General features: G+C 66.1%; 21 protein-coding genes. 10 read left to right on the top strand and 11 right to left on the bottom strand.

Annotated features, from left to right (window positions below):
• Position 1 precedes the first annotated feature (1 nt).
• The gene (locus tag K2Y42_RS11970) at positions 2-691 is read right to left on the bottom strand and encodes a CAP domain-containing protein (RefSeq protein WP_291152662.1); all 690 of its coding nucleotides are present in this window, start codon (positions 689-691) and stop codon (positions 2-4) included.
• A 452-nt stretch (positions 692-1,143) separates the two neighbouring features.
• Between K2Y42_RS11970 and K2Y42_RS11965 the strand changes: the two genes are divergently transcribed.
• The 4 genes from K2Y42_RS11965 to K2Y42_RS11950 all read left to right on the top strand — a co-directional run bounded on the left by K2Y42_RS11965 (position 1,144) and on the right by K2Y42_RS11950 (position 9,050).
• Positions 1,144-2,316, top strand: coding sequence for a hypothetical protein (locus tag K2Y42_RS11965; protein ID WP_291152659.1), 1,173 nt, complete (start codon positions 1,144-1,146; stop codon positions 2,314-2,316).
• A gap of 133 nt (positions 2,317-2,449) precedes the next feature.
• Entirely contained in the window at positions 2,450-5,848 is a 3,399-nt protein-coding gene (locus K2Y42_RS11960) for a helicase HerA-like domain-containing protein (RefSeq protein WP_291152656.1), read from the top strand.
• A 748-nt stretch (positions 5,849-6,596) separates the two neighbouring features.
• Positions 6,597-7,769 (top strand): transglycosylase domain-containing protein, encoded by a 1,173-nt coding sequence (locus tag K2Y42_RS11955; protein ID WP_291152653.1) that lies wholly within the window; start codon positions 6,597-6,599, stop codon positions 7,767-7,769.
• A 3-nt stretch (positions 7,770-7,772) separates the two neighbouring features.
• Entirely contained in the window at positions 7,773-9,050 is a 1,278-nt protein-coding gene (locus K2Y42_RS11950) for a hypothetical protein (RefSeq protein WP_291152652.1), read from the top strand.
• A 67-nt stretch (positions 9,051-9,117) separates the two neighbouring features.
• On the opposite strand, the gene K2Y42_RS11945 is transcribed toward K2Y42_RS11950, so the two are convergent.
• Both K2Y42_RS11945 and K2Y42_RS11940 read right to left on the bottom strand, forming a co-directional pair.
• Positions 9,118-9,663: an isoprenylcysteine carboxylmethyltransferase family protein gene (locus tag K2Y42_RS11945; RefSeq protein ID WP_291152649.1), complete on the bottom strand. Its 546-nt coding sequence runs from the start codon at positions 9,661-9,663 to the stop codon at positions 9,118-9,120.
• 26 nt (positions 9,664-9,689) lie between these two features.
• Positions 9,690-10,667 carry a beta-ketoacyl-ACP synthase III gene (locus K2Y42_RS11940; protein ID WP_291152647.1) on the bottom strand — a complete coding sequence of 326 codons (978 nt, stop codon included), beginning with the start codon at positions 10,665-10,667 and terminating at the stop codon, positions 9,690-9,692.
• 49 nt (positions 10,668-10,716) lie between these two features.
• Here K2Y42_RS11940 and mutT point away from each other — a divergent pair, with 49 nt between their 5' ends.
• On the top strand, positions 10,717-11,124 hold the full coding sequence (gene mutT, locus K2Y42_RS11935; protein WP_291152645.1) for an 8-oxo-dGTP diphosphatase MutT: 408 nt from the start codon (positions 10,717-10,719) through the stop codon (positions 11,122-11,124).
• Positions 11,125-11,254: 130 nt separating this feature from the next.
• Positions 11,255-11,734, top strand: a complete 480-nt coding sequence (locus K2Y42_RS11930) for a GNAT family N-acetyltransferase (RefSeq protein ID WP_291152643.1) — start codon at positions 11,255-11,257, stop codon at positions 11,732-11,734.
• On the opposite strand, the gene K2Y42_RS11925 is transcribed toward K2Y42_RS11930, so the two are convergent.
• Entirely contained in the window at positions 11,731-12,621 is an 891-nt protein-coding gene (locus K2Y42_RS11925) for a methyltransferase domain-containing protein (RefSeq protein ID WP_291152641.1), read from the bottom strand. The two genes, K2Y42_RS11930 and K2Y42_RS11925, sit on opposite strands and share 4 nt — an antisense overlap.
• Before the next feature lie 119 nt (positions 12,622-12,740).
• Here K2Y42_RS11925 and K2Y42_RS11920 point away from each other — a divergent pair, with 119 nt between their 5' ends.
• The 4 genes from K2Y42_RS11920 (at position 12,741) to K2Y42_RS11905 (ending at position 15,351) form a co-directional block, all read left to right on the top strand.
• Positions 12,741-13,577 carry a ComF family protein gene (locus K2Y42_RS11920; protein ID WP_291152639.1) on the top strand — a complete coding sequence of 279 codons (837 nt, stop codon included), beginning with the start codon at positions 12,741-12,743 and terminating at the stop codon, positions 13,575-13,577.
• Positions 13,578-13,758: 181 nt separating this feature from the next.
• A complete protein-coding gene (gene grxC / locus K2Y42_RS11915; protein ID WP_291152637.1) occupies positions 13,759-14,022 on the top strand; it encodes a glutaredoxin 3 in 264 nt (87 codons plus the stop codon).
• Positions 14,023-14,035: 13 nt separating this feature from the next.
• The gene (locus tag K2Y42_RS11910) at positions 14,036-14,926 is read left to right on the top strand and encodes a carbon-nitrogen hydrolase family protein (RefSeq protein ID WP_291152635.1); all 891 of its coding nucleotides are present in this window, start codon (positions 14,036-14,038) and stop codon (positions 14,924-14,926) included.
• The gene (locus K2Y42_RS11905; RefSeq protein WP_291152633.1) at positions 14,923-15,351 is read left to right on the top strand and encodes a DUF1178 family protein; all 429 of its coding nucleotides are present in this window, start codon (positions 14,923-14,925) and stop codon (positions 15,349-15,351) included. The genes K2Y42_RS11910 and K2Y42_RS11905 overlap by 4 nt, the downstream gene beginning before the upstream one ends.
• Before the next feature lie 14 nt (positions 15,352-15,365).
• Here the strand turns inward: K2Y42_RS11905 and K2Y42_RS11900 are convergent, their stop codons facing one another.
• From K2Y42_RS11900 to K2Y42_RS11870, 7 genes are read right to left on the bottom strand one after another with little or no spacing between them, the layout of a single operon-like run.
• Positions 15,366-16,187 (bottom strand): SDR family oxidoreductase, encoded by an 822-nt coding sequence (locus K2Y42_RS11900; RefSeq protein ID WP_291152632.1) that lies wholly within the window; start codon positions 16,185-16,187, stop codon positions 15,366-15,368.
• Positions 16,180-16,740: a dTDP-4-dehydrorhamnose 3,5-epimerase family protein gene (locus K2Y42_RS11895; protein WP_291152631.1), complete on the bottom strand. Its 561-nt coding sequence runs from the start codon at positions 16,738-16,740 to the stop codon at positions 16,180-16,182. Before K2Y42_RS11895 ends, K2Y42_RS11900 begins: the two co-directional genes overlap by 8 nt.
• Positions 16,737-17,996 (bottom strand): class I SAM-dependent methyltransferase, encoded by a 1,260-nt coding sequence (locus tag K2Y42_RS11890; RefSeq protein WP_291152629.1) that lies wholly within the window; start codon positions 17,994-17,996, stop codon positions 16,737-16,739. Before K2Y42_RS11890 ends, K2Y42_RS11895 begins: the two co-directional genes overlap by 4 nt.
• Entirely contained in the window at positions 17,989-19,068 is a 1,080-nt protein-coding gene (gene rfbG / locus K2Y42_RS11885; RefSeq protein WP_291152628.1) for a CDP-glucose 4,6-dehydratase, read from the bottom strand. The genes K2Y42_RS11890 and rfbG overlap by 8 nt, the downstream gene beginning before the upstream one ends.
• Position 19,069: 1 nt before the next feature.
• The gene (locus K2Y42_RS11880) at positions 19,070-19,852 is read right to left on the bottom strand and encodes a sugar phosphate nucleotidyltransferase (protein WP_291152626.1); all 783 of its coding nucleotides are present in this window, start codon (positions 19,850-19,852) and stop codon (positions 19,070-19,072) included.
• A 47-nt stretch (positions 19,853-19,899) separates the two neighbouring features.
• Positions 19,900-21,339 carry an HlyD family type I secretion periplasmic adaptor subunit gene (locus K2Y42_RS11875; protein ID WP_291152623.1) on the bottom strand — a complete coding sequence of 480 codons (1,440 nt, stop codon included), beginning with the start codon at positions 21,337-21,339 and terminating at the stop codon, positions 19,900-19,902.
• The gene (locus tag K2Y42_RS11870) at positions 21,336-23,045 is read right to left on the bottom strand and encodes a type I secretion system permease/ATPase (RefSeq protein ID WP_291152621.1); all 1,710 of its coding nucleotides are present in this window, start codon (positions 23,043-23,045) and stop codon (positions 21,336-21,338) included. Before K2Y42_RS11870 ends, K2Y42_RS11875 begins: the two co-directional genes overlap by 4 nt.
• Between the last annotated feature and the right edge of the window lie 394 nt (positions 23,046-23,439).

The raw sequence follows: 23,439 nt of genomic DNA, 5'->3' as shown, positions 1-23,439 counted from the left end.
CCTACATCGGCGCGCCGATGACGAGCGTCCAGAACGATTTGAACTCCGTCTTGGGATCCTGCACGAGGGCGAGGCCCATCTCGCTCGCATCCGCGAGCAGCAGGTTCTTGTTGTGGCCGGGGCTTTCCTTCCAGCCCTTGAGAACTTCCTTGAACGAGACCTGCCCGGTGCCGACGTTCTCGGCCGCAAGACGCGGCTTGTAGCCGGTGCGCTTGACGCGATCCCAGGGGTTGGAGCCGTCCGAGCCGTAGTGCGAGATGCGGTCCCACTTGGCGAGATCGCGGCTATGGCCCTTGGCGGCTTCCGACAGGGTCGCATTGAGCCGCAGCGGCTTGAGCCCGTTGTCGTGGCGATACTGATTGATCAGGTCGCGCGCCATCTCGGGATCGAGGCTGGTCGACGAATAGTCGCGATCGGCGAGCGCCCCCGCAGGCGCTTTTTCGTACGATCCGGAGGGCGCCTTGTCGGGCGAGTAAGCCGCGACCTGCGTGCCCTTGGCCGCCGCGCGAGGCGTGCGGTCGATGGAGCCGGTCGACGTCTGCTCCCGCGATCCGCTAAGCGGATCGATTGAGGCAGTCGTACCGCCGAGATCGTTGAAGCCGGAGGAGACGCCGCCCGTGTTGAGGCTGCAAGCCGACAGGCTTGCGCCGAGGGTGGCGATGAGGAGAAGCCGAAGGGTGACGCGATACATTCCCGTAACTCCCGCAAGTGGACGCGCGGTTCTGTTAGCGACCATCGCAGCAACCAGTTAACCCGGCGTTAAGACTAACAGGGAGACCCCCAGGATACGGGCCAGGAGACGGAAACGGACTGATCCGGCACAGCATCGAGATGACGAGTGTCGACATGACGAACGTTGCCGGAAGGGTACGTGCCCCCCTGATCCCAACTACAATTTTGCCAATGAACGTGTCGTGAATGCGGCACTCACGCGTCAAAACGCGGGTGTTGTAGAGCCGAGTAGGCGCTTGGTTTGGGCTTTCCCGAAGTCGGCATCTACAACGCTGGAAAATACCTCGCGCCGTGCCGCCGAAGCTCTTGGAAGTCAAAGCTCTCTCCCGCAAACTATCCGAATCGAGCCGGTGATTCGTGCGTCTGGCTTTTCCCCCTCTCTGCGGCCCACCGAGAAGGAGGCGTACGAAGATGTCCGCGCTCAGCAGCGGTGCCCCCATGGCTGCGTCCCGTCGTGGACGCGCGACGGCCGTTGGCCACGTGATCCTGGTGCGTGTGAGCGCGACTGGCGGCGCGACGCGCGCCGAGGCCGTAGCCGACCTCGCGCCCTTGTTTTCGCACAAGCTATCGCCCGCCGACTGGCGCCGCCTCGCGGAAAAGGAAATCGCCCAGCTTGTCGCCAGCGGCCTCGCCGCCGAGGACAAGAACCGCCTGTCCGCAACCGAGATGGGCGCCCGCGCCGCCGCCCGCTATCTGGGCCTCAAGGCGGCCGAGCCACCTTCGTGGCCGGCGTCATGGGACGAACTGCGCGACATCGCCCTCATCGCCAAGGGCCTCGGGCTCGAAAAGGAAACGCCGGCCCGCCTGAAGCAGCTCGCGCGTATCGACGGCCTGCGCACGATGATCGTGCAGAACGCCTTCGGTCTGTCGGTCAAGAAGAACGCCGCGCCCACCAAACTGCGCGCCCAGCTCGCCGTGCTGGCGCTGGAGCGCGCCTTCGGCAACCGCATCAAGGCGGGCTTCGGCAAAGGCTCGTCGCTCTCCGCCAAGGCCGGCCGCCTGCTCGCCGGCCAGTTGTCACAAAACCCGCGCGCCTTCACGACCGACGCCAAGCTCATCGCGGAGCTCGCCGCTGAAAACGCCGGCGCCCGCGACTCGACGCTCGAAGGCCTGCGGACGGGCGTGCTGCGCACCCTCGGCGCACGCGCGCTCGAAGCGGGGTCAGCGGAGCTTCCGAACCCGGACGAGCGCCCGGCCATGCCGGTTCGCGTCAGCGAGCCGGCCCCGGCGATGGCGCCGGTCGCCAACGACGCAGCCCCTGCAAAAGCGCAGCCTAAGCCCCAACGCCCGGATCTTGGGCAGTTTGCGACCGCCGTGAAAGCCGCAGCCGCCGCGCGCGCCGAGGGCTGGCCAGGCAGCCGCAAGGCGTTTATCTCGCACGTATGGGAAGCGATTCGAACGACCGAGCCGTCCTGGCAGGTCTCCGAGATCGAGTTCAAATGCATGCTGGCTGAGGCGCACCGCCTTGGCGCCATTGTTCTCGCCAATGCCGACCTCAAGGACAAGAAGTCCATCAAGGACCTCGAGAGCTCGGCCGTAGCTTACAAGAATACCGTTTGGCATTTCGTTCGCGTCGAAGACTAGCGCGGCCGAAAGGCATTTTTTCTTCGATTGGAAGCACGTCTATTCGAGGTTGGCAGAGGTTTCTTCCGAGAGTTGTTCTTTATTCGGAAGATTGCGTCCCGCCGTTACGATCGCGTTGGAGACCGCAGGCAGCATGCAGCAGGACGTCGTCGAAGCCGGGGCAACCGACAAGCTGTCCCAGGCTTTTGAGCACAGCATCACATGGGAGGACGACATCTGGCGGGCCGATCCCGTCGATGTCCCGGCCGTCCATGCGAAGGCGCGCCGCAAGTTTGAAGACCTCCTGCGTGAGATCACGACGGGCGCCCGCCAGGGTGCCGCCACGCAGCCGCGCATCCTGCTGTTTCATGGCCAGTCCGGCGCGGGCAAGACGCATCTTCTGCGCGCACTTCGCACCGCCGCGCATCGGGAAGGCCGTGCTTACTTCGGCTATGCGCAGATGACGCCGGACGTCTCGAACTACGCCGACTACTATCTCCGCCGCATCGTCCACTCGCTCGAAAAGCCCTACCACCCCGACCACGACGGCGAGACCGGCCTTGCCCGTCTCACCGCGCGCCTCGTGACGGATTCCGAGGTGCTGTCCGCCAAGCAGCTTGAAGAGCTGCGCGAAGGCTCCCTTTCGGACGAAGCCCTCGCCACGCTCGTGCTGCGCCTCGCCGATGAGATCGTGGCCAGCGCCAAGTTCCGCGACCTCGAGCTCGACATCAACATCGTCCGCGCGTTGCTCTATCTCGAACGCAAGGACCCGCGCATCGACCAGCGCGTGCGCCAGTACCTGTTTGCGCGCCAGTTGACGCCGCTCGCCCACCAGGCTGTCGCCGCGCTCGATCCCAACACGGGCGAAGACCGCGCTTTCGAGATCATCACGGCGCTCGGCACGCTGATGTGGACCGTTGAGCGGGCCGCATTCGTGTTCTCGATCGATCAGGTCGAGGATCTTCGCTTCTTTGACGACGCCGAGGAGCGCTTCCAGAAGGCGGCGCGCGATCTCATTCAGATTGCCAACCGGCTGCCGAACGCGATCATCATCATTTCCGTGCTCGAGGACTTCTACGGCCAGGTGCGCGGCGTGCTCGCGCAGTCCTACATCGATCGCATCGAGAAATCCGGCCCCGTGCCGCTTCTCGAAACGCGCACGCCCGAGGAAGCGCGCCTCATCATCGCCAAGCGCCTGGAGCATCTGGCGGACCAGGGCGGCGGCCTCGGCTTCCCCGATCCCGCGCAGTATTTCGGCCCCGAGTTCTTCGAAGAGTTCGGCGGCCTGTCCACACGCCGCCTGCTCGAACATGCGCAGAACCGCCTGCGCGACAAGACCTCGCCGCAGACCGACGACGAGGAGCCGTCCGACCAGGGCACCTGGACATCGACGCTGGCCTCGGTGCTCGGCGGCATCTTCGGCAGCGCCGATACGGGCAACGACACGTCCCGGCCGCTGTCGCCCTCCGTCGACTACCGCGACGCGTGGGAACGTTTCCAGAGTGCGTCCGAGGCGGAGATTCCGTCCGACGAAAACGAGCTGATGGACGTGCTGACGTCGGCGCTGTCGCTGGCCCGCGACGAATGGGGCGGCGTCATCAAGCTCAGCGTCGGCCGTCTCGAAATCTCAGACGAGGTGCCGGGCGTCGATGTCCGCATCAATCACAAGTCCGGCCACATGAGCGAGCTGCGCGTGTTTCTGTGCAATCGCCCGACGCAGGGCGGCGGCCTCAAGCGCCAGCTCGACAAGGTCATGCCGATGATCGCCGGCAAGAGCTGCATGATGCTGCGCGCCAGCGACTATCCGCCGAACAAGAAGAACCAGACGGCGCAGGCATTCCGCAAATTCCGCGAGGGCGGCGGCCGCCTGTTCACCATCCCGATCCCCGAGTGGGAGCGGATGATGACCGTGCGCGAGTTCCACGCCCACTATCGCAACGACCCCGGCTTCCAGGCCTGGTTCGAGGACGCCAAGCTGCTCTCGAACATCATCCCGATCATCAACATCCTGCGCCTCGACCTCCTGGGCCGCACGTTGCCGCGCACGGCGCGTGAGCCCGAACCCTTCGCGGAGACAGCATCCGCGCCGGCCACGGCCGCCGCGCCGGGGGCGCGCCGCGAGAACAACGCGCTTCTCCCGCCGCCGTGGTCGCTCAACGGCGAATCCGAAGAGCCGCTGCCCGCCAACGACGACGAGCTGCCTCTGTCGGTCATCCTCGACGAGACGGGCCTGAACGGCACGAGCATCTTCGCGGGCCGCGAGGTCGGCGGACGCAGCAAGCCGATCACCCTCAATATGAACGTGCTGAAGCGCCACGCCGCGGTGCTCGGCGGATCGGGCTCCGGTAAGACGACGCTCGCGCTCTGCCTCATCGAGCAGTTGCTGCTCAAGGGCATCCCGGCGGTTCTCATCGACCGCAAGGGCGACCTGTGCTCCTACGCCAACCCGGATGTCTGGCGCGCCAACGACGACGAGTTCGGCGAGCGCCGCGGGGAGCGTGAAAAGCTCGCCGACGCCATCGACGTCGCGGTCTACACGCCTGGCCGGTCGTCGGGCCGTCCGATCTCGATCACGCTTCTGCCGAACGGCATCAACGAGCTGCCGGAGCATGAACAGCAGCTCCTGGCCAACCTCTCGGCTGCCGCCCTCGGCGACATGCTGCATCTGAAGAACTCGGCCACGCACCAGAAGCAGTCCGGCACGCTCTCGGTCGCGCTCCGCATCCTGGGGTCCCGCCACAGCCGCGAGGTCACGCTCGCAGACCTCATCCTTCTGCTCGAGGATGAAGATCCCGAGCTGACCGACCTGACGCAGCGCATGGACCCCTCGGGCCGTATCCGCCGCGATCTCGTCGCCCAGCTCGACAGCCTCCGCCATCGCAACTCGGCGCTCTTCGAGGGCGGCGGCGAAAGCCTGCGTATGGAAAGTCTGCTCGGCCTCGGGCCCTACACCCGCGACGGCCGCACGCGGCTTTCGATCATCTACACGGGCTTCCTCGGCGACAACGAGAACATCCTGTTCTGGGTCTCGCAGTTCCTGTCCGAGGCGCTACGCTTCTGCCAGCGCAACCCGAACGAGGAGCTGCAGGCGGTCGTCATGTTCGACGAAGCCGACCTCTACATTCCGGCCAACGCCAAGCCCGCCACGGCCGAGCCCCTGCAGAGCCTCCTGAAGCGCGCCCGCTCGGCCGGCCTGGGCCTGATGCTCGCAACCCAGTCGCCGGGCGACCTCGACTACAAGAGCCGCGATCAGATCACGAGCTGGTTCATCGGCCGCGTCCGCGAAGACACCGCGCTCCGCAAGCTCAAGGCCGCCTTCCAGAGCGAGAGCGGTCTCGATCCGGCAGCGGTGCTTCCGGGCCAGACGGTCGGCGAGTTCCACCTCGTCCAGGAAGGCCTGGTCCGCTCGATGAAGGCGCAGCGTTCGCTGATCGAGGCCGAGCAGGTTCCGTTCGACCGCATCGAGCAGCTCGCGCACGAAACGAAAGGGCAGGACGAGCGCCAGCTCCGCCTGTTCGACGCGCTGAGGTTATCCACGGCTCGAAAATCCTGAGGGGGATAACGAGCGTGGCGTAATTGCCACAAAATCCCATATTTTGGCCGCGCGCGGATCTGCGGGCGCTGAAGATCCGTGTCCGGATGTTCTGAGTGCTTTTGCGCAAAGCTTATGAAAAACAGTCATAATTGGTCGTTTTCGAATTGAATTTGCAACGCAGCATCAAATCGCTCGCCGTTGCGAAACGAGATTGTGGCCAAAATTGGAAAACCCCGTGTGGGAATTATTCATTTGTTGTATTATCTCCAAGTTTCGCGGGTGAGGGGTCTCCGCGGGACAAGGATTACACCTGCGGGCAGTGGGCGGCTGTGCAGGTGGGCGCGTTGAGTGCGGGGTATGTAGTGTTATGCTTGGACGATCATTTTTGATGCTCGTGGTGGCCACATTGTTGGGCCCGGCTGTCGGCGTTGGCCTGTTTATGTTGCTCAACACGATGTAATAGCCGGCCGCGCATGCGGTCACGATCAAGAGCCGCACGTGCGGTCAGGATCCTGAGCCGCGAGGGCGGCCACGATTGACGTGAGCAGTGCCGGACCTCGAAGCGGGGATCTCCGGAGGCGTTTTCATCGACGCGGTTTCGCTCTGCGCTCGGGCTTACACGCCGGACAACCCGATCTCCGGAAAACACAATTTCTGACCGCCGCGTTGGCGCCCGCCGCCTTTTGCCCGACCTTCCGCCATAAACCTCCGCTACCACAGCACAATCGCCAGCCAGCCCGCTGGGCGCTCCGGCTTCTGTCGCGTCATGCTGTTTCTCTTTCGCCTTGTCGCCCGCGTGCGAGAGCTTCTGATCGGCATTCCGATGCGGATCGTGAGCCTGTTTGGCGAATGGGTCGCCTTCAATCCCCGCCTCGGGCCGCTTCGTTATGTGGCTGTCGCGGGCGCCGTCTACGTCACCTTTGCTCTCGCCCTGGTGTATGTCGTCGCGCCGTTGCGCGGCATGACGGGGCAATACGTGCTGGGCGAAAAGCTCCGCTACGACGCCGAGCGCTGGATCGCGACGGCCATCTACGACGCCCCCGGCAATTTCGTAGGCACCTTCGACGCCCGGCTCGATAGCCAGCGCGACGTCAACTACACGGACACCGCCATCGACGTCGGCGGCTACACCGCCAACCCCGATCACAAATCGATCCCCGTCCGCGATGTGCCGCCCTACTACTGGCAATGCCTCGTCCACCACGAGGACCGCTACATCGGCACGTGGCGCAATCCGTTCGGCGTCGATCTGCCGGGCGTTCTCAAAATCCCCTACTCGTCGCTGCTGCGCTCGATCGCGCGCAAGCGGCCGAGCCTCGGCGTCGGCGGATCCACGCTGCCGATGCAGCTCGTGCGCGTGATCTACAACACACCGCCGCACGCGGACGAAGGCGCCATGACAAAACTGCGCCGCAAGCTCGCGGAGTGGTGGCTGGCGCCCGTCATCTATCGCGAGCTGACCCGCGGCGGCGACGACGCGCCCCTCAAGCGGTGGGTCGCCAACCATCTCTGGCTTGCGCAACGCACGGGCGGCGCGCCGCTGCACGGCGTCGAGCTCACGAGCCGCGTCGTGTTCGGCAAGGACTCGAGCGACCTGTCGATGGCCGAGCAGTTCGTGCTCGCGTCCGCCGTCAACAAGCCGATCATTCTCCTCAAGGGCGATGCGCGCCTGAACGAGGTCCGTCTCGACCGTTGGCGCTTTATCGTCGAGGTGCGCGCGCGCGTTTGCGCGGAAGCGCTCATTGAGGACGAGGAAACGAAAAAGCAGGTTCTGTTCGAGCTGATCGCCATGGCGGGCGGGCCACCCGATCCCAAGGTGAAACCCAAGCTGCAGGCGGCGCTCGATGCCTATGCGCCCGATCAGGCGAAGCGGGCCGTTGCCAATCCGGTGGTGCGCGCCAATGCGCTCATGCCGTCGGCGCGCTTTGGATTGCGCTAGGAGATGAAGGAGGTCTTCGGCTTCGCCTGGCGCGATCATGTTCGCGGCGTCACCACCACGTTCGACGCCGCGCCCAATCTCGCCTTCCACGAGAAGATCCGCGCGGAGCTCGCGAAGATCGACGCGGCCATCCAGCCGAAGCTGCTCCCGGGCTTCACGCTCGATCCCGCGCGCGAGGGGGCGGGCCGCAGGATGCCGACCGTAACTGTCGTTGCCGCCGACGCGACGGGGGCCATCGTGCGCTACTTCGAGAGCGGCGAGACCGCGCCCTACTTCGGCGCAACCGTGGCCCGCAATCCCGAGACGGGCCTCTACGATCCCGCCCGTGACCCGCGCATGATCGCGTCGACCGGCAAGATGCTGTCCGCCATCGCCATCGCCAACAGCGGGCGAGACAGCGCGGCGTCGCTGTACGTCGATACCGCAGCACCCGATCGCGGGCTCGAAACGTGCGCGAAAGGCCAAGGCCGGCACGGCCGCCGCGCCATCGTCGCGTTCGCCTGCTCGCTCAATGCGCCGCTTCTGAATCGCACCGCGCTCGCGGGCCAGCGTCCGATGCGCCGCCTGATCGACGGGTTCGGCTTCACGATGCCGCCACGCGATGCAACGGGAGGCGATACCCCGCCCTCGACCGCCGCCGTGCTCGGCCAGATCTCGGGCGCGCCGCGCAAGGTGCATCACATGTCGGCGGTGATCCTGGCGTCTCTCATCGGCCGCGGCGCGACGCCCGTGCGCGAGCCCACGCTCATCAAGCGCTACGATTTCACGGATGTGGAGGAAAAGCGGGTTTCAGGATTCGATGTGCGCGCCCCGATCGTTCCGAACCGCCTGATCCAGCGCCGCGCGGCCCCGCTGCTGCGCGCGCTGCTGTCAGCACCGCTCTGCTACACGGCGGGCGGCGCGTCCGTCGGCACGTTGAAGTCCCTGTCGGCGTGGTGCGCGACGCGGCGGCCGGGTCTCGCTCTGCACTTTGCCAAAACCGGCACGCAGGTCACGGCCGATCCCAACGCAACCGTCGACGTCTGGGCGACGGGCGGACTGCAGTTCGCCAACGGCGCGGCCTACTCCTACGTTGTGCTCGTCGGCACGGGCTCCGGCCAGCAGCCGTGGGCGAACAAGGTGCACGCCGCCGACGCCGCTGCCCCGTTGCTCAACATTCTGCTCGCCGATCTCGAGGTGCACGCGCGGCAAAATCCAAAGCCGCACCTCGGCCCAGGGAAAGCGCGCCCGGCCCTGGCCACCAACGCGCATGGGCCTGCTGACGCCGCACGGCTTCAGTGAGAGAAGCCCACGCAGCTTCAGTGAGCGAAGTTCACGCGGCTTCAATGAGCGAAGCGGGTGCGGCCGCTCAGTGCACGCCGGGCAGGAAGCGCCACGTCCGCTGCATGAGCCCGGCATAGGGCGAGCCGAGGCGCGACGTCAGCAGCCGCTCTTCCTTGCGCGCGGCTGCGGTATAGGCCGCGATCATGGCAACCGCCACCCCGCACGAGAGCGGGTCAAACGCCGACAGCGGCAGCCAGTTCAGCCAGTAGAGAATGTAGGACGTGTAGAACGGATGGCGGATCACGCCGTAGATGCCGGTTTCGACCACGGCGCCCGGCGTCGCGTCGCTGAACGCCAGCGAAAGGCCGCCGAGCCGCGTCGCGCGGATCGCAGCCGCAAACACGGCCAGCGCAACCAGCATGAGCGCGATCGAGACCGCGATTTCGAGAGGCGTGGGGTCGGGATGGCGCAGCGCCAGCCAGACGTTGAGGGCCGTGCCGAGCACGGTCGCGGCCGTCAGCAGGCTTGCGCCGCGCGGTTCACGCTCCGTGCGCGCAAAATGCCTGAGCGACGCCCAGGCGCCGAGCGCGAGGAACAAGCCGTTGAGAGCAATCGCGAGGGTGAAGAGCATGGCGCGTCCATCCGCTGAGTGAGCACCTAGACTTCGAACACAATCGCGCCGCCCGTAAGGCCGGCCCCTGCGGCGGAGAGCAACAGCCGCTGGCCCGCCGCAAATGGCTTGCGCTCCGCCGCGAGCGAGAGCGTGAGCGGAATGGTCGCCGCCGAACTGTTGGCGTAGAGCGCGACGGACGACAGCATCTTCTCGTCGGGCACGCCGAGCTGCCGCTGCGCCGCTGCGATGATGCGTCCGTTGGCCTGGTGCGGCACGAAATAGTCGATGTCGTCGATGGAGACGTTCGCGCGCGCCATGGCGCGGCGCGCCGCATCGCCCATCATCTGAACTGCGCGCGTGAACACCGCTTTTCCGTCACGGATCTGCATCAGCAGGGCCGCCGGATCGAGGTCGGAAGAAAACGGCATGCGGCTGCCGCCGGCCGGGATCTGGATCAGGTCGTAGGTCGCCCCATCGGAGGCAAGGTGCATGCCGCGCACGCCCGATCGTGCCCGGTCGGACGGCACCAGCAGAACCGCGCCCGCCCCGTCTCCGAACAGAAGGGCGCTCGTCGGATCGTCCAGGTTCAAGCGCCGTGAAAGAATGTTGGCCGCGATCACGAGCGCGGGCACGCCGTGCTGGCGTACGAACCCGTCGGCAAACGTCAGCGCATAGAGAAAGCCGCCGCATGCGCCCGCCATGTCGATGGCGCCTGCGCCCCGCGTGCCGAGCCGGTGCGCGACCAGCGGCGCGGTCGGCGGCAGCAGATGATCCGGCGTCGAGGTCGCGAGCAGCACCGCGCCAATCGTGGAGCGGTCGATCCCGGCTTTTGCCAGCGCCATCTCGCCCGCCTTGACGGCCAGGTCGGAGAGGGCTTCGTCCGCGGCGGCAAACCGGCGCTCGCGAATCCCCGTGCGCTGTTCGCCCCAGCCCGGTTCCACGCCGAGCCGCGCTTCGATTTCGGCATTTGTAACGCGCCGCTCGGGCACATAATGTCCGAGCGCGAGAATTGCAGTTCCCATGCCTCTCCTATAAGCACGCGTTTTCCCTGCACAAGGTCCAATTCATCCGATGACCAAGCCGATCCTGCTTGTCACCGCCGCGGCGCTCGTCGATCGGGACAATCGCGTTCTCCTGTCGAAGCGGCCGGAAGGCAAATCGCTGGCCGGGCTTTGGGAGTTTCCGGGCGGCAAGGTCGATGCCGGCGAGACGCCGGAGGAGGCTCTGCGCCGCGAGCTGAAGGAAGAGCTGGGCATCGAAGTCTGCGAGACGTGCCTGGCGCCGTTTACCTTCGCGAGCCACTCCTACCGCGAGTTCCATCTGCTGATGCCGCTGTTCCTGTGCCGCAACTGGGACGGCGAGGTCGAGCCGCAGGAAGGCCAGGAGATCGCGTGGGTGCGCGCCAAGCGCCTTGCCGACTATCCGATGCCGCCGGCCGATGCGCCGCTCGTCCCCTGGCTGCGCGACCTTCTCGGCTGAGCGGTCCCGTCGACGGCCTCTTCGACGCCTTGACCCGGACTTCGGGGCTTGCGCATTTTTGACGTCTCCGATGTGTCGCCAGAAGGGTCTAGGTATGCGGGTTAAAACGGCGAAAGGATTTTGGCGGCCAATGACGAGCGCGGATTTGCCGGCCGTCTTGGCGATCGCCGACCAAGTGCATGTCAAATATCCCGAGGACGACGCGGTCGTGGCCGAGCGCCAGAGGATTTATCCGGATGGCTGCGCGGTGTACGAGGTCGATGGAAAGGTCTCCGCCTACACGCTCACGCACCCCTGGCACTACGCCAAGCCCCCGGCGCTCAACGTCATGTTGGGCCGCATCCCCGAGCACCCGAGCACCTACTACATCCACGACCTCGCATTCGCGCCCGAGGCGCGCGGCAGCGGTGCGGCGGCCGCCATCGTTCAGGAAGTGATTGCGCATGCGGGCTCGACAGGCGTGCCGAACCTGTCGCTCGTCGCGGTCAACAATTCGGTACCGTTCTGGAGCCGCTTCGGCTTCGAGGTGGTGGCCGAGCCCACGCTCGCCGAAAAACTTCTCACCTATGACGCGGACGCGCGTTTCATGGTCCGCAAACTCCCCGCCTAGAGCTTGCGCTCGGGCACGCCGAGAGCATCCGCGAGACGCGTTTTGGCCGAGCCCGGACGCAGCGGCTTGGGCTGGCTCTCATGCGGCGCCCAGGCCGTCAGCGTCAGGATTTCGAACGTGGCCGGCACGCGGCCCGTCTCGTCGATGGCGAACCGGTCTGCATAGATTTCGGCCGCCCGCAGCAGCAGCCTGCGCGTGACGGGCACCCGCCGCCGGTCGGTCAGCATATTGGACGCGCCCATGCCCTTGACGTCGCGCATGAGCGCGAGCGGATCGGCGTAGGTGACGGTTACGATGTCGGCGTCCACCACCGGCAGCGCAAAGCCCGCGCGCTGCAGCAGGCTGCCGAGGTCGCGCACGTCCGCGAAGGGCGCGACGCGCGGCGAGGCCCCGCCAAGAACTTCGTCCTCCGCGGCGAGCCACGCTTCACGCAGCTCCCGGAGCGTCTGCCCGCCGAGCAGGGCCGCGAGCAACAGCCCGTCGGGCTTCAGCGCGTGGCGGATCTGGAGCAGCGCGCCCGGCAGATCGTCGACCAGATGCAGCGCCAGCCCCGAGACGCAGAGATCCAGCGATCCCATGGCGAACGGTAGCGCGTCGAACGAGCCGAGCACGCGCGGCGCGGGCGCAGCCGAGAGCAGCGTCAAGGCCGGATCGAACGACACCACCTCTCCAACATGCGGGAGCGCCGCGATCTGACGCCCGAGCAGGCCGTGGTGTGAGCCCGCGTCGAGCGCGACGGGAAACTCGCGCCGCACGATCGCGAGCCGCTCGGTGAGATCCGCCGCCACCCGTTCGAGCAGAAAGTCGTGAGCGCGCGCGTCCGCCGCGACGCGGTTGCGTCGCGCGGCCAGAAGGGCGCTGTCGAAAATGCGGTGCGGCTCTGTCATCCGGTGCGTGCGGGTTCGTTGTCAGGGAAGGGCTATGCTATCACTCTAGCGAGCGCCAGAGGCCGCGCCATGCCTGCGGCGAATGGCAGGCGTCCAACCCAGGGGCGATTGGGGGCAACGTGTCGGACGTGGGCCGCGAGCCAGCCTCCGAAGAGGGGAAACGCGACGGCGAATGCGAGCCGCGGGTCCCGCTCGTTCCGGGCGCGCGCGACAGTCTCTTCCGCCGCGCGGTCATGGCCCTGTCGGACGTCGTCATGCCCCCCGTATGTCTCGTCTGCAGGACGCGGATCGAGACGCACGATGCCCTGTGCGCCTCATGCTGGCGCCGGATCGACTTTATCCGCCCGCCGCTCTGCGACCGGCTCGGCCTGCCGCTGCCGTTCGATATCGGCGGCCCGATAATCTCCGCCGCCGCGGCCGCAGACCCGCCGCCCTATCGCCGTGCCCGGGCCGTCGCGGCCTATACCGGGGCCATGCAGGATCTCGTCCACGGCCTGAAATTCCAGGACCGCCACGACGTCCGCCGCCTGCTCGGCCGGTGGCTTGCCGATGCCGGCCGCGACCTGCTTTCGGACTGTGACATCGTCGTGCCGGTGCCGCTGGCGCGCGGGCGCCTTCTGGTGCGCCGCTTCAACCAGGCGGCTATTCTGGCCCGCGAGGTCGCCCGCGTGTCGGGATTGACCTACGAGCCCATGGCGCTTGAGCGGGCGCGGGCCACCACGAGCCAGATCGGCCTGTCGCGGGGCGAGCGCCAGCGCAACGTGGCCGGCGCTTTCGCCGTCCCGAAGCGCCGCGCCGCCGGGGTTCGGGGGCGCCGCGTGCTCTTGATCGACGATGTCGTCACGACCGGCTCGACCGTGGGCGCCTGCGCGCGCGCCCTGAGCCGGGCGGGCGCCGCTGAGGTGGATGTCCTGGCCCTGGCCCTAGTGACGGATCGCGGCGCGATCCCGGCCTAGGGGCGCGGTTCGTCTTTGCGCGCCGGGCCAAAGCGCCGCTCGCTTAGAACCAAAGCGCGGGACACGCTGGAAAATGGCCTCAAATCCGTGAAATGGTGCCCACCTGCACTTTGCGATTTCGCCACGAGAGGTTAAATCTTCAGCACGGGATCGCGCTGGCCGCCGAGGAACGCTGAACGATATGGCCAAAGTTACCATCTACACCACCAGCCTCTGCCCCTACTGCCACATGGCAAAGGAGCTGTTGCGCTCGAAAAGCGTGGCTTTCGAAGAGGTTGACGTCACAGGGCAGGCAGGGCTTCGGGCTGAAATGCGCGACAAGGCCGGCGGCCGTAATACCGTTCCGCAGATCTGGATCGGAGAGCGCCACGTCGGAGGCTGCGACGACCTGATGTGCCTGGATCGCAGCGGCAAGCTCGATCCTCTGCTGTGCACGAGCCAATAGAGCCCGGAAAACAATGGCATCGCCCGCTTCTCCGGCGTCGTTTCGTGTCGGCCTCGTTCAGATGTGCTCCGGCCGAGACCAGGCGCGCAACGTCCGCGACGCGACCGCACTGATCCGCGAGGCCGCCAACGGCGGCGCGCACTACATCCAGACCCCTGAAGTTACGAACCTGATGGAGCTCGACCGCGAGCGCCTGTTCGCCGCCGCCGAGCCGGAAAGCACGAGCACCGCGCTGCAGCACTTTCGCGCGCTCGCGCGCGAGCTGTCGGTCTGGCTGCACCTCGGATCGCTGGTGATCAAGGCGACCGGCGAAGGGTCGAATGACCAGAAACTCGCCAACCGCGGCTTCGTCATCTCGCCTGTGGGCGAGATCGTCGCGCGCTACGACAAGATCCACATGTTCGACGTCGACCTGCCGAATGGCGAGGTCTACCGCGAAAGCACGAACTACGCGCCGGGCGACCGCGCCGTCGTCGCGCCGTTGCCTTGGGGCGGGCTGGGCCTGTCGATCTGCTATGATCTGCGCTTCCCGCACCTCTATCGGGCGCTGGCCAAGGCGGGCGCCTCGTTCCTGGCGGTCCCGGCGGCCTTCACGCGCCTGACGGGCGAAGCCCATTGGGTGGCCCTGCTGCGGGCCCGCGCCATCGAGGCGCAATGCTATGTGTTCGCGGCCGCTCAAGGGGGGCTGCACGAGCACGGCCGCGAGACGTACGGCCATAGCCTGATCGTCTCGCCGTGGGGCCAGGTTCTGGCCGAAGGGGGCGTTCACCCCTCAGTCATCTTGGCGGACGTAGATTTGGCCTTGATCGCGGATGTCAGATCCCGCGTGCCGTCCCTGCGGCACGACCGATCATTCGAAATCGCACCGGCGGAGCGCGTGTCCGCCGAGGAGATCGCGTCATGATCAAGTTCAGCCTCGTGTGTGGCGAAGGCCACGAGTTCGAAGGGTGGTTCCAGAGCGGCGCAGCCTATGAGGCGCAGTCCGCCGCCAGTCAGGTCGCGTGCCCGCATTGCGGCAGCCACGCCGTCGACAAGGCCATCATGGCGCCGGCGGTTGCAAAGCGTGTCGCGGCCGAGCCCGCGCACACCTACGCATCGAAAATCCCGCCCGAAGAGATCCGGCGCATGGTGCGCAAGGTGCGCGACGAGATCCAGGACAAGGCCGAGTACGTCGGCGGTCGCTTCGCGGAAGAGGCGCGCAAGATCCATTTCAACGAAAGCCCCTCGCGCGGCATCTACGGCGGGGCGTCTTCGGATGAGGTCAAGAGTTTGGCTGAGGACGGCGTCCCCTTCCTGCCGATCCCGCGCGTCCCCGACGACATGAACTGACGGGCCCTGAAGGACTAGCTGCGGAAACCGGCGGCGAGTTCGTCCAGCATCGACAACAGCGACGTGCGCGGGCCGGCCCCGAGCCGGTCCAGGTTGCCGGTTTCGATCATCGGAAAGGCAATCGTGGGCGCGCCCGGCGCGACGCGGATCTCCACCCCCATAGAGGCGCGCAGAGCATCCATGATCTCGCCGTGCGTGACGTTGCGGCCGAACGCGACGTTGGTGATCGGATCTGTGCCGCGCGTCGCGATGGCTTCCAGCGCCCGCACCACGTCCCCCACCCAGACGTAATCCTTTTCCGACGCCAGGCTCGTCCGAAGCGAGACGCGCCTCTCGCTCGCGGCCTCGCGCAGCACGGCCGTCAGGAAGTTCTCGGAGGCGAGATCGTGGCCGAACACGTTCGACAGCCGCGCCACGCGTGCGTTGGCGAGGCCGGACCCGAGGCAGGCCGACTCGCCCATCAATTTCGAGATGTTGTAGAGATGATCGGGATTGCCGGGTGATACCGGGATCGCGGTGCTCTCACGCGTCGTGTCCGTCGTCGCGTAGACGCGCGTCGAGGAGAGATAGACGAACGATTGGAACTGGGCTCCGCGCAGGATGCGCGTCAGCAGGCTCACGTGCGCGTCGATGGTCTCGAACGGCCGCGAGCGAAAATCGGCCGTGAGGCCGATCGTATAGAAGGCACGCCCCAGATCCGCGCCCTGCCAACTCTCGTCACCGCGCGTAAGCGTGCGGACCGCGTAGCCCTCGGCCGTGAGATGCTGCACGAGCGCGCGGCCCACGAACCCGGTCGCGCCGAACACCGTGGCCTGTGGGCGCGCCGGATCAGCCATGATTGGTCTCGATCGGCTGGAACTGGCGGAAGGGAGCCCACGCGCGGTCGCGATCCGAGATCGTGATCGGTTCAGGGATCGGCCAAGTCACTGCGAGATCGGGATCGTCGAAGGGAAGCCCCGTCGCGTGCTCGGACGAGAGGGGATGCGAGATGTGGTACGTCACTTCAGTGTCGGGCAGCAGCGTCTGGAACCCGTGCGCGAAGCCCTCCGGCACGTAGATCAGTCGGCGATTGGCCGCTGAGAGTTCCACGCTGAACCAGCGGCCGTAGGTCGCCGAGCTCGCCCGCACGTCCACGATCACGTCGAGGATGGCGCCCGCGGTCACGCGGATGAGCTTGCATTCGGCCGCCGGCGGCCGTTGCAGATGAAAACCGCGGATCGTCCCGGCATTGACGTTCTGAGAAATGCTGATCTGGTCGAGGTGGGGATTGAGCCCGCGTGTGGTGAACGTGGCGGCGCAGAACAGGCGCGCAAAGAAGCCGCGATTGTCGGCGATCGGCTCGGGATCGATCACGAACGCGCCGGCGAGCGGCGTCGCCTCGAAAATCATGGCAGGATCTGCGGCGTGGGCAGCGGCACGATGAACTTACCGCCCCAGGAGCGGATGCCGTCCGCCTTGCTCATGATCTCGTCCTTGAGGTTCCAAGGCAGGATCAGCACGTAATCGGGCTGGGTTTCGAAGATGCGGTCGGGCGCGTAGACCGGGATCGCCGTACCGGGCAGCAGCAACCCCTGTTTATGCGGGCTCGAGTCGACGGCGTAGTCGATGAAGTCGCCGCGAATGCCGCAGTAGTTGAGCAGCGTGTTGCCTTTCGCGGCCGCGCCGTAGGCGACGATGCTTGCGCCCTGCTCCTTGAGGGCGATGAGCTGGGCCAGCAGGGCGCGCTTGGCGTGACGAACCTCTGCGGCGAAGGCCGTGTAGATGTCGAGAACGTCGAGCCCGGCGGCGGCTTCCTTGGCGCGCCACGCGACGAGGCGCTCGGATGCAGCGGGGGTGCGGCCGGCGTGACCGGCGAAAATGCGCAGGCTGCCGCCGTGCGTGGGCAACTCTTCCACATCGAACACGGCAAGCGCTTGGGTTCCGAACAGCCGCTCGACAGCGAGCAGCGACAGATACGAATAGTGCTCATGGTAGATCGTATCGAAGTACTTGCCGTCGATCAGGGCCAGGAGGTGGGGGAATTCGATGGTGATGACGCCGTCGTCCTTCAGCAGCACCTTGAGGCCGCCGACGAAGTCGTTGAGGTCGGGCACGTGCGCGAGCACGTTGTTGCCGGCGATCACGTCGGCCTTCCCCTGCCCGCCATCCTGGGAGGCGACTTCGCGGGCCGTCTGGACTCCGAAAAAGCGCACGAGCGTCGGCACGCCGCGGTCCCGCTCGGCGACCTCGGCGCAGTTGGCCGCCGGATCGATGCCGAGCACGGGGATGCCCTGCGCCTTGAAATACTGCAGCAGATAGCCGTCGTTGCTGGCGACCTCGACCACCTTCGACGCGGCGGAGAGGCCGAACCGGGCCGTCATCATGTCCGCGTAGCGGCGCGCATGATCGAGCCACGACGACGAATAGGACGAGAAGTAGGTGTAGGAGCCGTGGAAATGCGCTTCCGCCGGCTGCACGTCGTCGATCTGGACTAGCTTGCAGGTCTCGCAAACGAACGTGCGCAGCGGATAGAAAGCTTCCGCCTCGTGCGCCTCGGAAGGCCGCCGCATGGCGTTGGAGACCGGCGACATGCCGAGATCGACGAACACATGCGCGAGCGGCGTTCCGCAGGCGCGGCAGGGCATCGTGCGCGTGACGTCAGCCATTGAGATACTCATCGATTTGCCGCTGCGTGAAGACGTGCATGTCGTGGCCTGCGTAGAATGCCTTGTACCAGTCGATGGTGCGATCGAGCGCCTGCGCCAGCCGCCAGCGCGGCTGCCAGCCGAGCAGCGTCCGCGCCTTCGCGCTGTCGACTTCGAGAAGGCGCGCTTCGTAGGGCTGGAAGCGCGTATCGTGGCTCCAGCTCGCTGCCCCCGCCCAGCGAGACGCAATCTCGTCGGCGATCACACGCACCGGCACGGCATCGTCCGCCGCCGGTCCGAAATTGTAGGCGAGCGGCGGCGGTAGCGACACCCCCGTCGCGAGCGCTTCCGCGAGCCTCAGGTACCCGGACAAGGGCTCCAGCACGTGCTGCCAGGGCCGCACGGACGAAGGATTGCGGATTGTGAGGCTGCCGCCGGTCGAGAAGGCCCGCACGGCATCCGGGATCAGCCGGTCTTCGGCCCAGTCGCCGCCGCCGATGACATTGCCGGCCCGCGCCGAAGCTAAAAGCGCCGTGTGCCCGTCGCCCGAAAAGTACGAGGCGCGATAAGACTCGACGACCAGCTCCGTGCACGCCTTGCTGGCGCCGTAGGGTTCTTTTCCGCCCAGCCGGTCGGTCTCGCGATAGGCCCACGGCCATTCGACGTTGTCGTAGACCTTGTCGCTCGTCACGACCACGCAGGCGGTGACGCCCGGCGCGGCGCGTACGGCGTCGAGCACCTGCGCGGTGCCGACGACATTGGTCGAGAAGGTGTCAACGGGGTTGGCGCGTGCCGGACGCACCAGCGCCTGCGCCGCCAGATGCAACACGATCTCGGGCGCGGCGTCCGCCATCGCGGCGGCCAGGCGGGTCCCGTCGCGAATGTCGCCGATGGTCGAGCTGCCGAAGCGGGAAACGTCCGCCGCGGTGAAGACATTCGGCTCGGAAGGCGGCGCCAGCGCATAACCATGCGCGTCCGCGCCAAGCCGCTGCAGCAGGCCCATCAGCCAGCCGCCCTTGAATCCAGTATGTCCTGTAACGAAGACGCGCCGCCCGGACCAGAAAGTGCGCGATAAGCCGGCCGCCGCCGTCATGCTAGTTCCACACCCGCCACGGAGCCGTGCCGGACGACCACATGTCGTTGAGGAGCTGCATCTCGCGGAAGGTGTCCATGCATTGCCAGAAGCCGCCATGCTGGTGCACGGCGAGTTCGCCCATCTTGGCGAGGCGCTCCAGCAGGCCGGTTTCGAGCGGCTCGTTCAAGTCCGGATCGAGCATGTCGAAGGCGCGGCGATTGAACACGAAGTAGCCGCCGTTGATCCAGCCCTGCGTGACCTGCGGCTTTTCCGCGAAGCTCGTGATCATGCCGTCGTCGATGGCGAGCTCGCCGAAGCGCGAAGAGGGATGCACGGCTGTCACGGTGGCCAGCCGGCCCATGCGCTTGTGCGTCGCGATCAGGTCGTCGATGTCCACGTCCGCGACGGCATCGCCGTAGGTGGCCAGGAAGGTATCGCCTTCGATATGCGGCAGCGCCTTCAGAATGCGCCGGCCGGTGAGGCTTTCGAGGCCGGTTTCAGCCAGCACCACGCGGGCGTCGAGCCGGTCGGAGTTCGTGGCACTGCGCGTGTAGATGCCGCCGGTGCGGATATCGATTTCGAGATCGTGCGAGCGCTGGTGGTAGTTGACGAAGTAGTCGCGGATCGCGTCGCCCTTGTAGCCGAGGCAGAGCACGAACCGTCCGACCCCGTGATGGCGATAATGCATCATGATGTGCCAGAGGATCGGGCGCCCGCCCACCTCCACCATGGGTTTCGGCTTGAATTCGGTCTCTTCGCGCAGGCGCGTGCCCAGACCGCCGCAAAGGATGAGTGCTTCCATGGCTGCTTGCCCCCAAACAATGCGGCCGGCAAATGGACCGCAAAATCCTACTTTTCGCGCATCCCGTGACGGAGCGACTGTTTGACGGGCTCCAATATGTACTCAAGGACCGTGCGCGAACCTGTCGGGATGATGATCTCGATGGGCGTGCCGGGGGTCAGCTTGATGTCGCCCAGGGTCTTCAGCTCGGAGGTTGGGACGTCCACGCTTACGTCGAAGAAAAGCCCTTGATTATCAACGCTTGGACGGGCATCCGCGGAGCGGTTCCGCACCATTCCGTGGATCAGCGGCAGCTTCCGGCCCTGGGCCGTCATGAGCCTGAGCTCGGCGTGCATGCCCTCGTGGATCTCGAGCGCGTCCGCCGGGCGAAGCTGGCCCTTGATCACGACGCCTGATTCGGCCGGCACGATTTCGAGCAGGCGTTCGCCCTTGGCGATCACGCCGCCGACCGTGTTGACGTTGAGCCCGAGCACAAACCCGCTGACGGGCGCGCGAATGCTGGTGCGGACCAGGATGTCCTGCGCCACCCGCTGACGCTCGCGGGCATCGGCGATTTTGTTGCGCGCGTCCTCGATTTCCTGGGCGAGCTTGAGGCGGAAATCGCTCTCGATCTGGGCGATCTGGCTTTCGAGCTGGCTGACGAGGTGGCGGAGGCGGCCGACGTGGCCGGTGTATTCCTGCTGCTGGCCGAGCAGCGCCGAGGCGGCGCGTTTGAGCTGCATCACGGCGGCGTTGGTCGCATAGCCCTTGTCGAACAGCATCTGCTTGGGGCCGAGCTCTTCGTTGACCATGCGGTACTGATCGGCTGCCGCCAGGGCCTGCCCTTCGAAGATCTCGATCTGGCTGTTGGCCTGCTTGACCTGCTCGCGCAGCGTGCCGGTCTGCGTTTCGTTTGCCTTGCGCCGTGCCTTGAAGAGCTCCGTCTGCGACAGGAGCAGTTGCTCGACCGCGGGATCCGAGCGGCGATCGGTCAAGAGCTTGGGAAACTCGAGCGAGGCCCTTGCGGCGGATTCGGCTTCGAGACGCGCAAGCACGGCCGACTGCGTCGCGACGACGGCGCTTTGGATTTCGAGGGCCGCGCGCGGCTGAAGCTGATCCAGCCGGATCAATTCCTGTCCGGCTTCGACCCGGTCGCCTTCCTTGACGAGGATCGCATCGACGATGCCGCCGTCGATGTGCTGGATCGCCTTGCGGTTGCCGTCGGCGCTGACGATTCCATACGTGATGGCGGCGCTTTCGAGCGGGCTGAGCGCCGCCCAAACGCCGAGAAAGCCGAAGAATCCGACCACCACGGCAACGCCGGCCTTGATCAGGCGGTCGGCATCGCGCGAGCTGGCGGCCTGCGGCGTGGGAGCGAGCGGCACGACGATGCCGGCCGGAGCCGGCTTCGAAGGATCGGACGAACCTGGGCCTGGCGTTGCGCCGAGAGAGGCCGCGTCCTGGAATTCCGCTTTCAGAAGCTCGAGTTTTGCGAGGGCCTGCTTCATGCGCTCTCCGCGATGCGCCGTTGTCCAATGGGGAAGCCGGGTGCGATACGCGGCATCACCCGCTCCACCGGCCCGAACTCGGCCACCGCTCCGTTCGTCAGCACGAGAACCTTGTCGAGCGACACGAGGACGCTCGGCCGGTGCGCGATCAGGATGACCGTGGTCCGGTTGGCCTTGAGTGACGCCATCAGCTTGTGCAGGGCTGCCTCGCCCTCGCCGTCGAGGTTGGAGTTCGGTTCGTCGAGCACCACGAGGCGTGGATTTCCGAACACGGCGCGGGCCAGCGCAATCCGCTGCCGTTGCCCGCCCGAGAGCGGCGCTCCGTTGGGCATGAGCGGCGTATCGTAGCCCTTGGGAAGCCCGAGAATGAGATCGTGCACGCCCGCGAGCCGCGCGGCTGCCACCACGAGCTCGGGATCCGTCTGCCGGAAGCGGGCGATGTTCTGGGCGATCGTACCTTCAAAAAGTTCAATGTTCTGCGAGACATAGCCGGTGAAGCGTCCGAACTCGGGCCGGGCCCAGGACCAGACCTCCGCCCCGTCCAGGCGAACACTGCCCGCCGATGGCTTGATGGCCCCGACGATCAGCCGCGCCAGTGTGGATTTGCCGGCAGCGCTCGGCCCGACGATGCCGAGCGATTCGCCGGGGTTCACGGAGAACGAGATCTCGTTGAGCGTCGGCGCCGATGCGCCAGGCACGGTATAGGAGAGTCCCTCCGCCACGAGCCGCCCCTCGGGCGTCGGCAGCGACATGGCGGCCGGGCGCAGCGGAATGGAAAGGATTTCCTCGACCCGACCGAGCGCCGACCACGCCGCCAGGATCTGCCGCCAGACGCCGACGAGCTGATCGACGGGCATCAGGGCGCGCGTGCAGATGAGAGAGGCGGCGAACAGCGCGCCCGGGCTGATCTCGCGCCCGACGGCCAGCCAGGCGCCGGCGCCCATGATAAGCACCTGCAACGCGTAGCGCAGGAACTTGATGACGCTGGAAATCGTCGAGTTGATCTTGCTCGCGTCCGCCTGCATGGCGATGGCCTGCACGCGGATCGCCGACCAGCGGCGCGACATCTCGGGCATCATGCCCATCGCGCGCACGGTCTCCGCGTTGCCGATGACGCCTTCCGTCATGCGGTAGCTTTCTTCGCTGAGCTTGCCCGAAGCCCCGATTTGCCGCCCGACGAGCATCTGGTTGATCACGGCCAGCGACATGACCGTCACGGCGCCGCCGAGCGAGATGATGCCGAGCACCGGGTGCAGATAAAAGCAGACGCAGAGGAACAGCGGCGTCCACGGCAGATCGAAGAGCGAGATGATGGCGCTGCCGGTGAGGGCGTGGCGCACCGTGTCGAGATCGCGAACCGCCGACCCCTTGGTTCCGAACGAGGCGGCGCTGTCGCGCTCGACCAGGCGATCGAAGAGCTGCGTCGAGAGCTGCGCATCGAACTGCACGCCGAGCGCCACGAGCAGGCGGGCGCGGATTTCCTCGAGCGCGCTCGAGACCGCGATGCCTCCCAGCACTGCAATCGTCAGCACGATGAGCGTCGCCCCGCTGCCGCTCGGCAAAACCCGGTCGAACATCTGGATAGTATAGAGAGGGATTGAAAGCGTCAGGATATTCACAAAGACGCTGAAAGCGGCTGCCCATACAAGCAGGCGCTTATATCCGGACAAAGCGGTGCGAAAAGTCGATGGCAGGGCGCGCGTCATTGGGACCAAGCTTGTTCATTGTCTGATGCCGAATCAAAGACGCCACTGCGACACACGCTACATCATTTCAAGCTGCAATCATCCGGCGCGAGCGCGGATCGCCAATTTGTAAGAAATAGAAACCGAAATGACGAGATTCATATTCAACTCGAAACGCCGTTTTTGTCGTTTTAGATGCAATTTAAAAAATGATGCAGACTCAACAGGATCTACATTGATGATAATACGATTGCTTAAGGTTGCGAACTAGCTGGTTTCAATTAGCAGTTTTATTTGAGGTGTTAAATGCACCGTTTTCCCGTAGTTTACTAATTTGAAAGCATACGCGTGCATTTATTTGAAATAGTACGGTGAAGAAGCCCGTAAAGGGTGTTTCGAAATTGGATTTCGAGTA

Source organism: Hyphomicrobium sp. (assembly GCF_019744875.1).
In the GTDB taxonomy this organism is placed as follows: domain Bacteria; phylum Pseudomonadota; class Alphaproteobacteria; order Rhizobiales; family Hyphomicrobiaceae; genus Hyphomicrobium_C.
Note: the sequence above shows the minus strand (reverse complement) of the source record. Positions and strands in the feature narration are given on the sequence as shown.

What these genes read in the sequence shown, in the direction of transcription:
- K2Y42_RS11970 (WP_291152662.1), bottom strand. Translation starts at nt 691, where the DNA reads ATGTATCGCGTCACCCTTCGGCTTCTCCTCATCGCCACCCTCGGCGCA.
- K2Y42_RS11965 (WP_291152659.1), top strand. Translation starts at nt 1,144, where the DNA reads ATGTCCGCGCTCAGCAGCGGTGCCCCCATGGCTGCGTCCCGTCGTGGA.
- K2Y42_RS11960 (WP_291152656.1), top strand. Translation starts at nt 2,450, where the DNA reads ATGCAGCAGGACGTCGTCGAAGCCGGGGCAACCGACAAGCTGTCCCAG.
- K2Y42_RS11955 (WP_291152653.1), top strand. Translation starts at nt 6,597, where the DNA reads ATGCTGTTTCTCTTTCGCCTTGTCGCCCGCGTGCGAGAGCTTCTGATC.
- K2Y42_RS11950 (WP_291152652.1), top strand. Translation starts at nt 7,773, where the DNA reads ATGAAGGAGGTCTTCGGCTTCGCCTGGCGCGATCATGTTCGCGGCGTC.
- K2Y42_RS11945 (WP_291152649.1), bottom strand. Translation starts at nt 9,663, where the DNA reads ATGCTCTTCACCCTCGCGATTGCTCTCAACGGCTTGTTCCTCGCGCTC.
- K2Y42_RS11940 (WP_291152647.1), bottom strand. Translation starts at nt 10,667, where the DNA reads ATGGGAACTGCAATTCTCGCGCTCGGACATTATGTGCCCGAGCGGCGC.
- mutT (WP_291152645.1), top strand. Translation starts at nt 10,717, where the DNA reads ATGACCAAGCCGATCCTGCTTGTCACCGCCGCGGCGCTCGTCGATCGG.
- K2Y42_RS11930 (WP_291152643.1), top strand. Translation starts at nt 11,255, where the DNA reads ATGACGAGCGCGGATTTGCCGGCCGTCTTGGCGATCGCCGACCAAGTG.
- K2Y42_RS11925 (WP_291152641.1), bottom strand. Translation starts at nt 12,621, where the DNA reads ATGACAGAGCCGCACCGCATTTTCGACAGCGCCCTTCTGGCCGCGCGA.
- grxC (WP_291152637.1), top strand. Translation starts at nt 13,759, where the DNA reads ATGGCCAAAGTTACCATCTACACCACCAGCCTCTGCCCCTACTGCCAC.
- K2Y42_RS11910 (WP_291152635.1), top strand. Translation starts at nt 14,036, where the DNA reads ATGGCATCGCCCGCTTCTCCGGCGTCGTTTCGTGTCGGCCTCGTTCAG.
- K2Y42_RS11905 (WP_291152633.1), top strand. Translation starts at nt 14,923, where the DNA reads ATGATCAAGTTCAGCCTCGTGTGTGGCGAAGGCCACGAGTTCGAAGGG.
- K2Y42_RS11900 (WP_291152632.1), bottom strand. Translation starts at nt 16,187, where the DNA reads ATGGCTGATCCGGCGCGCCCACAGGCCACGGTGTTCGGCGCGACCGGG.
- K2Y42_RS11895 (WP_291152631.1), bottom strand. Translation starts at nt 16,740, where the DNA reads ATGATTTTCGAGGCGACGCCGCTCGCCGGCGCGTTCGTGATCGATCCC.
- K2Y42_RS11890 (WP_291152629.1), bottom strand. Translation starts at nt 17,996, where the DNA reads ATGGCTGACGTCACGCGCACGATGCCCTGCCGCGCCTGCGGAACGCCG.
- rfbG (WP_291152628.1), bottom strand. Translation starts at nt 19,068, where the DNA reads ATGACGGCGGCGGCCGGCTTATCGCGCACTTTCTGGTCCGGGCGGCGC.
- K2Y42_RS11880 (WP_291152626.1), bottom strand. Translation starts at nt 19,852, where the DNA reads ATGGAAGCACTCATCCTTTGCGGCGGTCTGGGCACGCGCCTGCGCGAA.
- K2Y42_RS11875 (WP_291152623.1), bottom strand. Translation starts at nt 21,339, where the DNA reads ATGAAGCAGGCCCTCGCAAAACTCGAGCTTCTGAAAGCGGAATTCCAG.
- K2Y42_RS11870 (WP_291152621.1), bottom strand. Translation starts at nt 23,045, where the DNA reads ATGACGCGCGCCCTGCCATCGACTTTTCGCACCGCTTTGTCCGGATAT.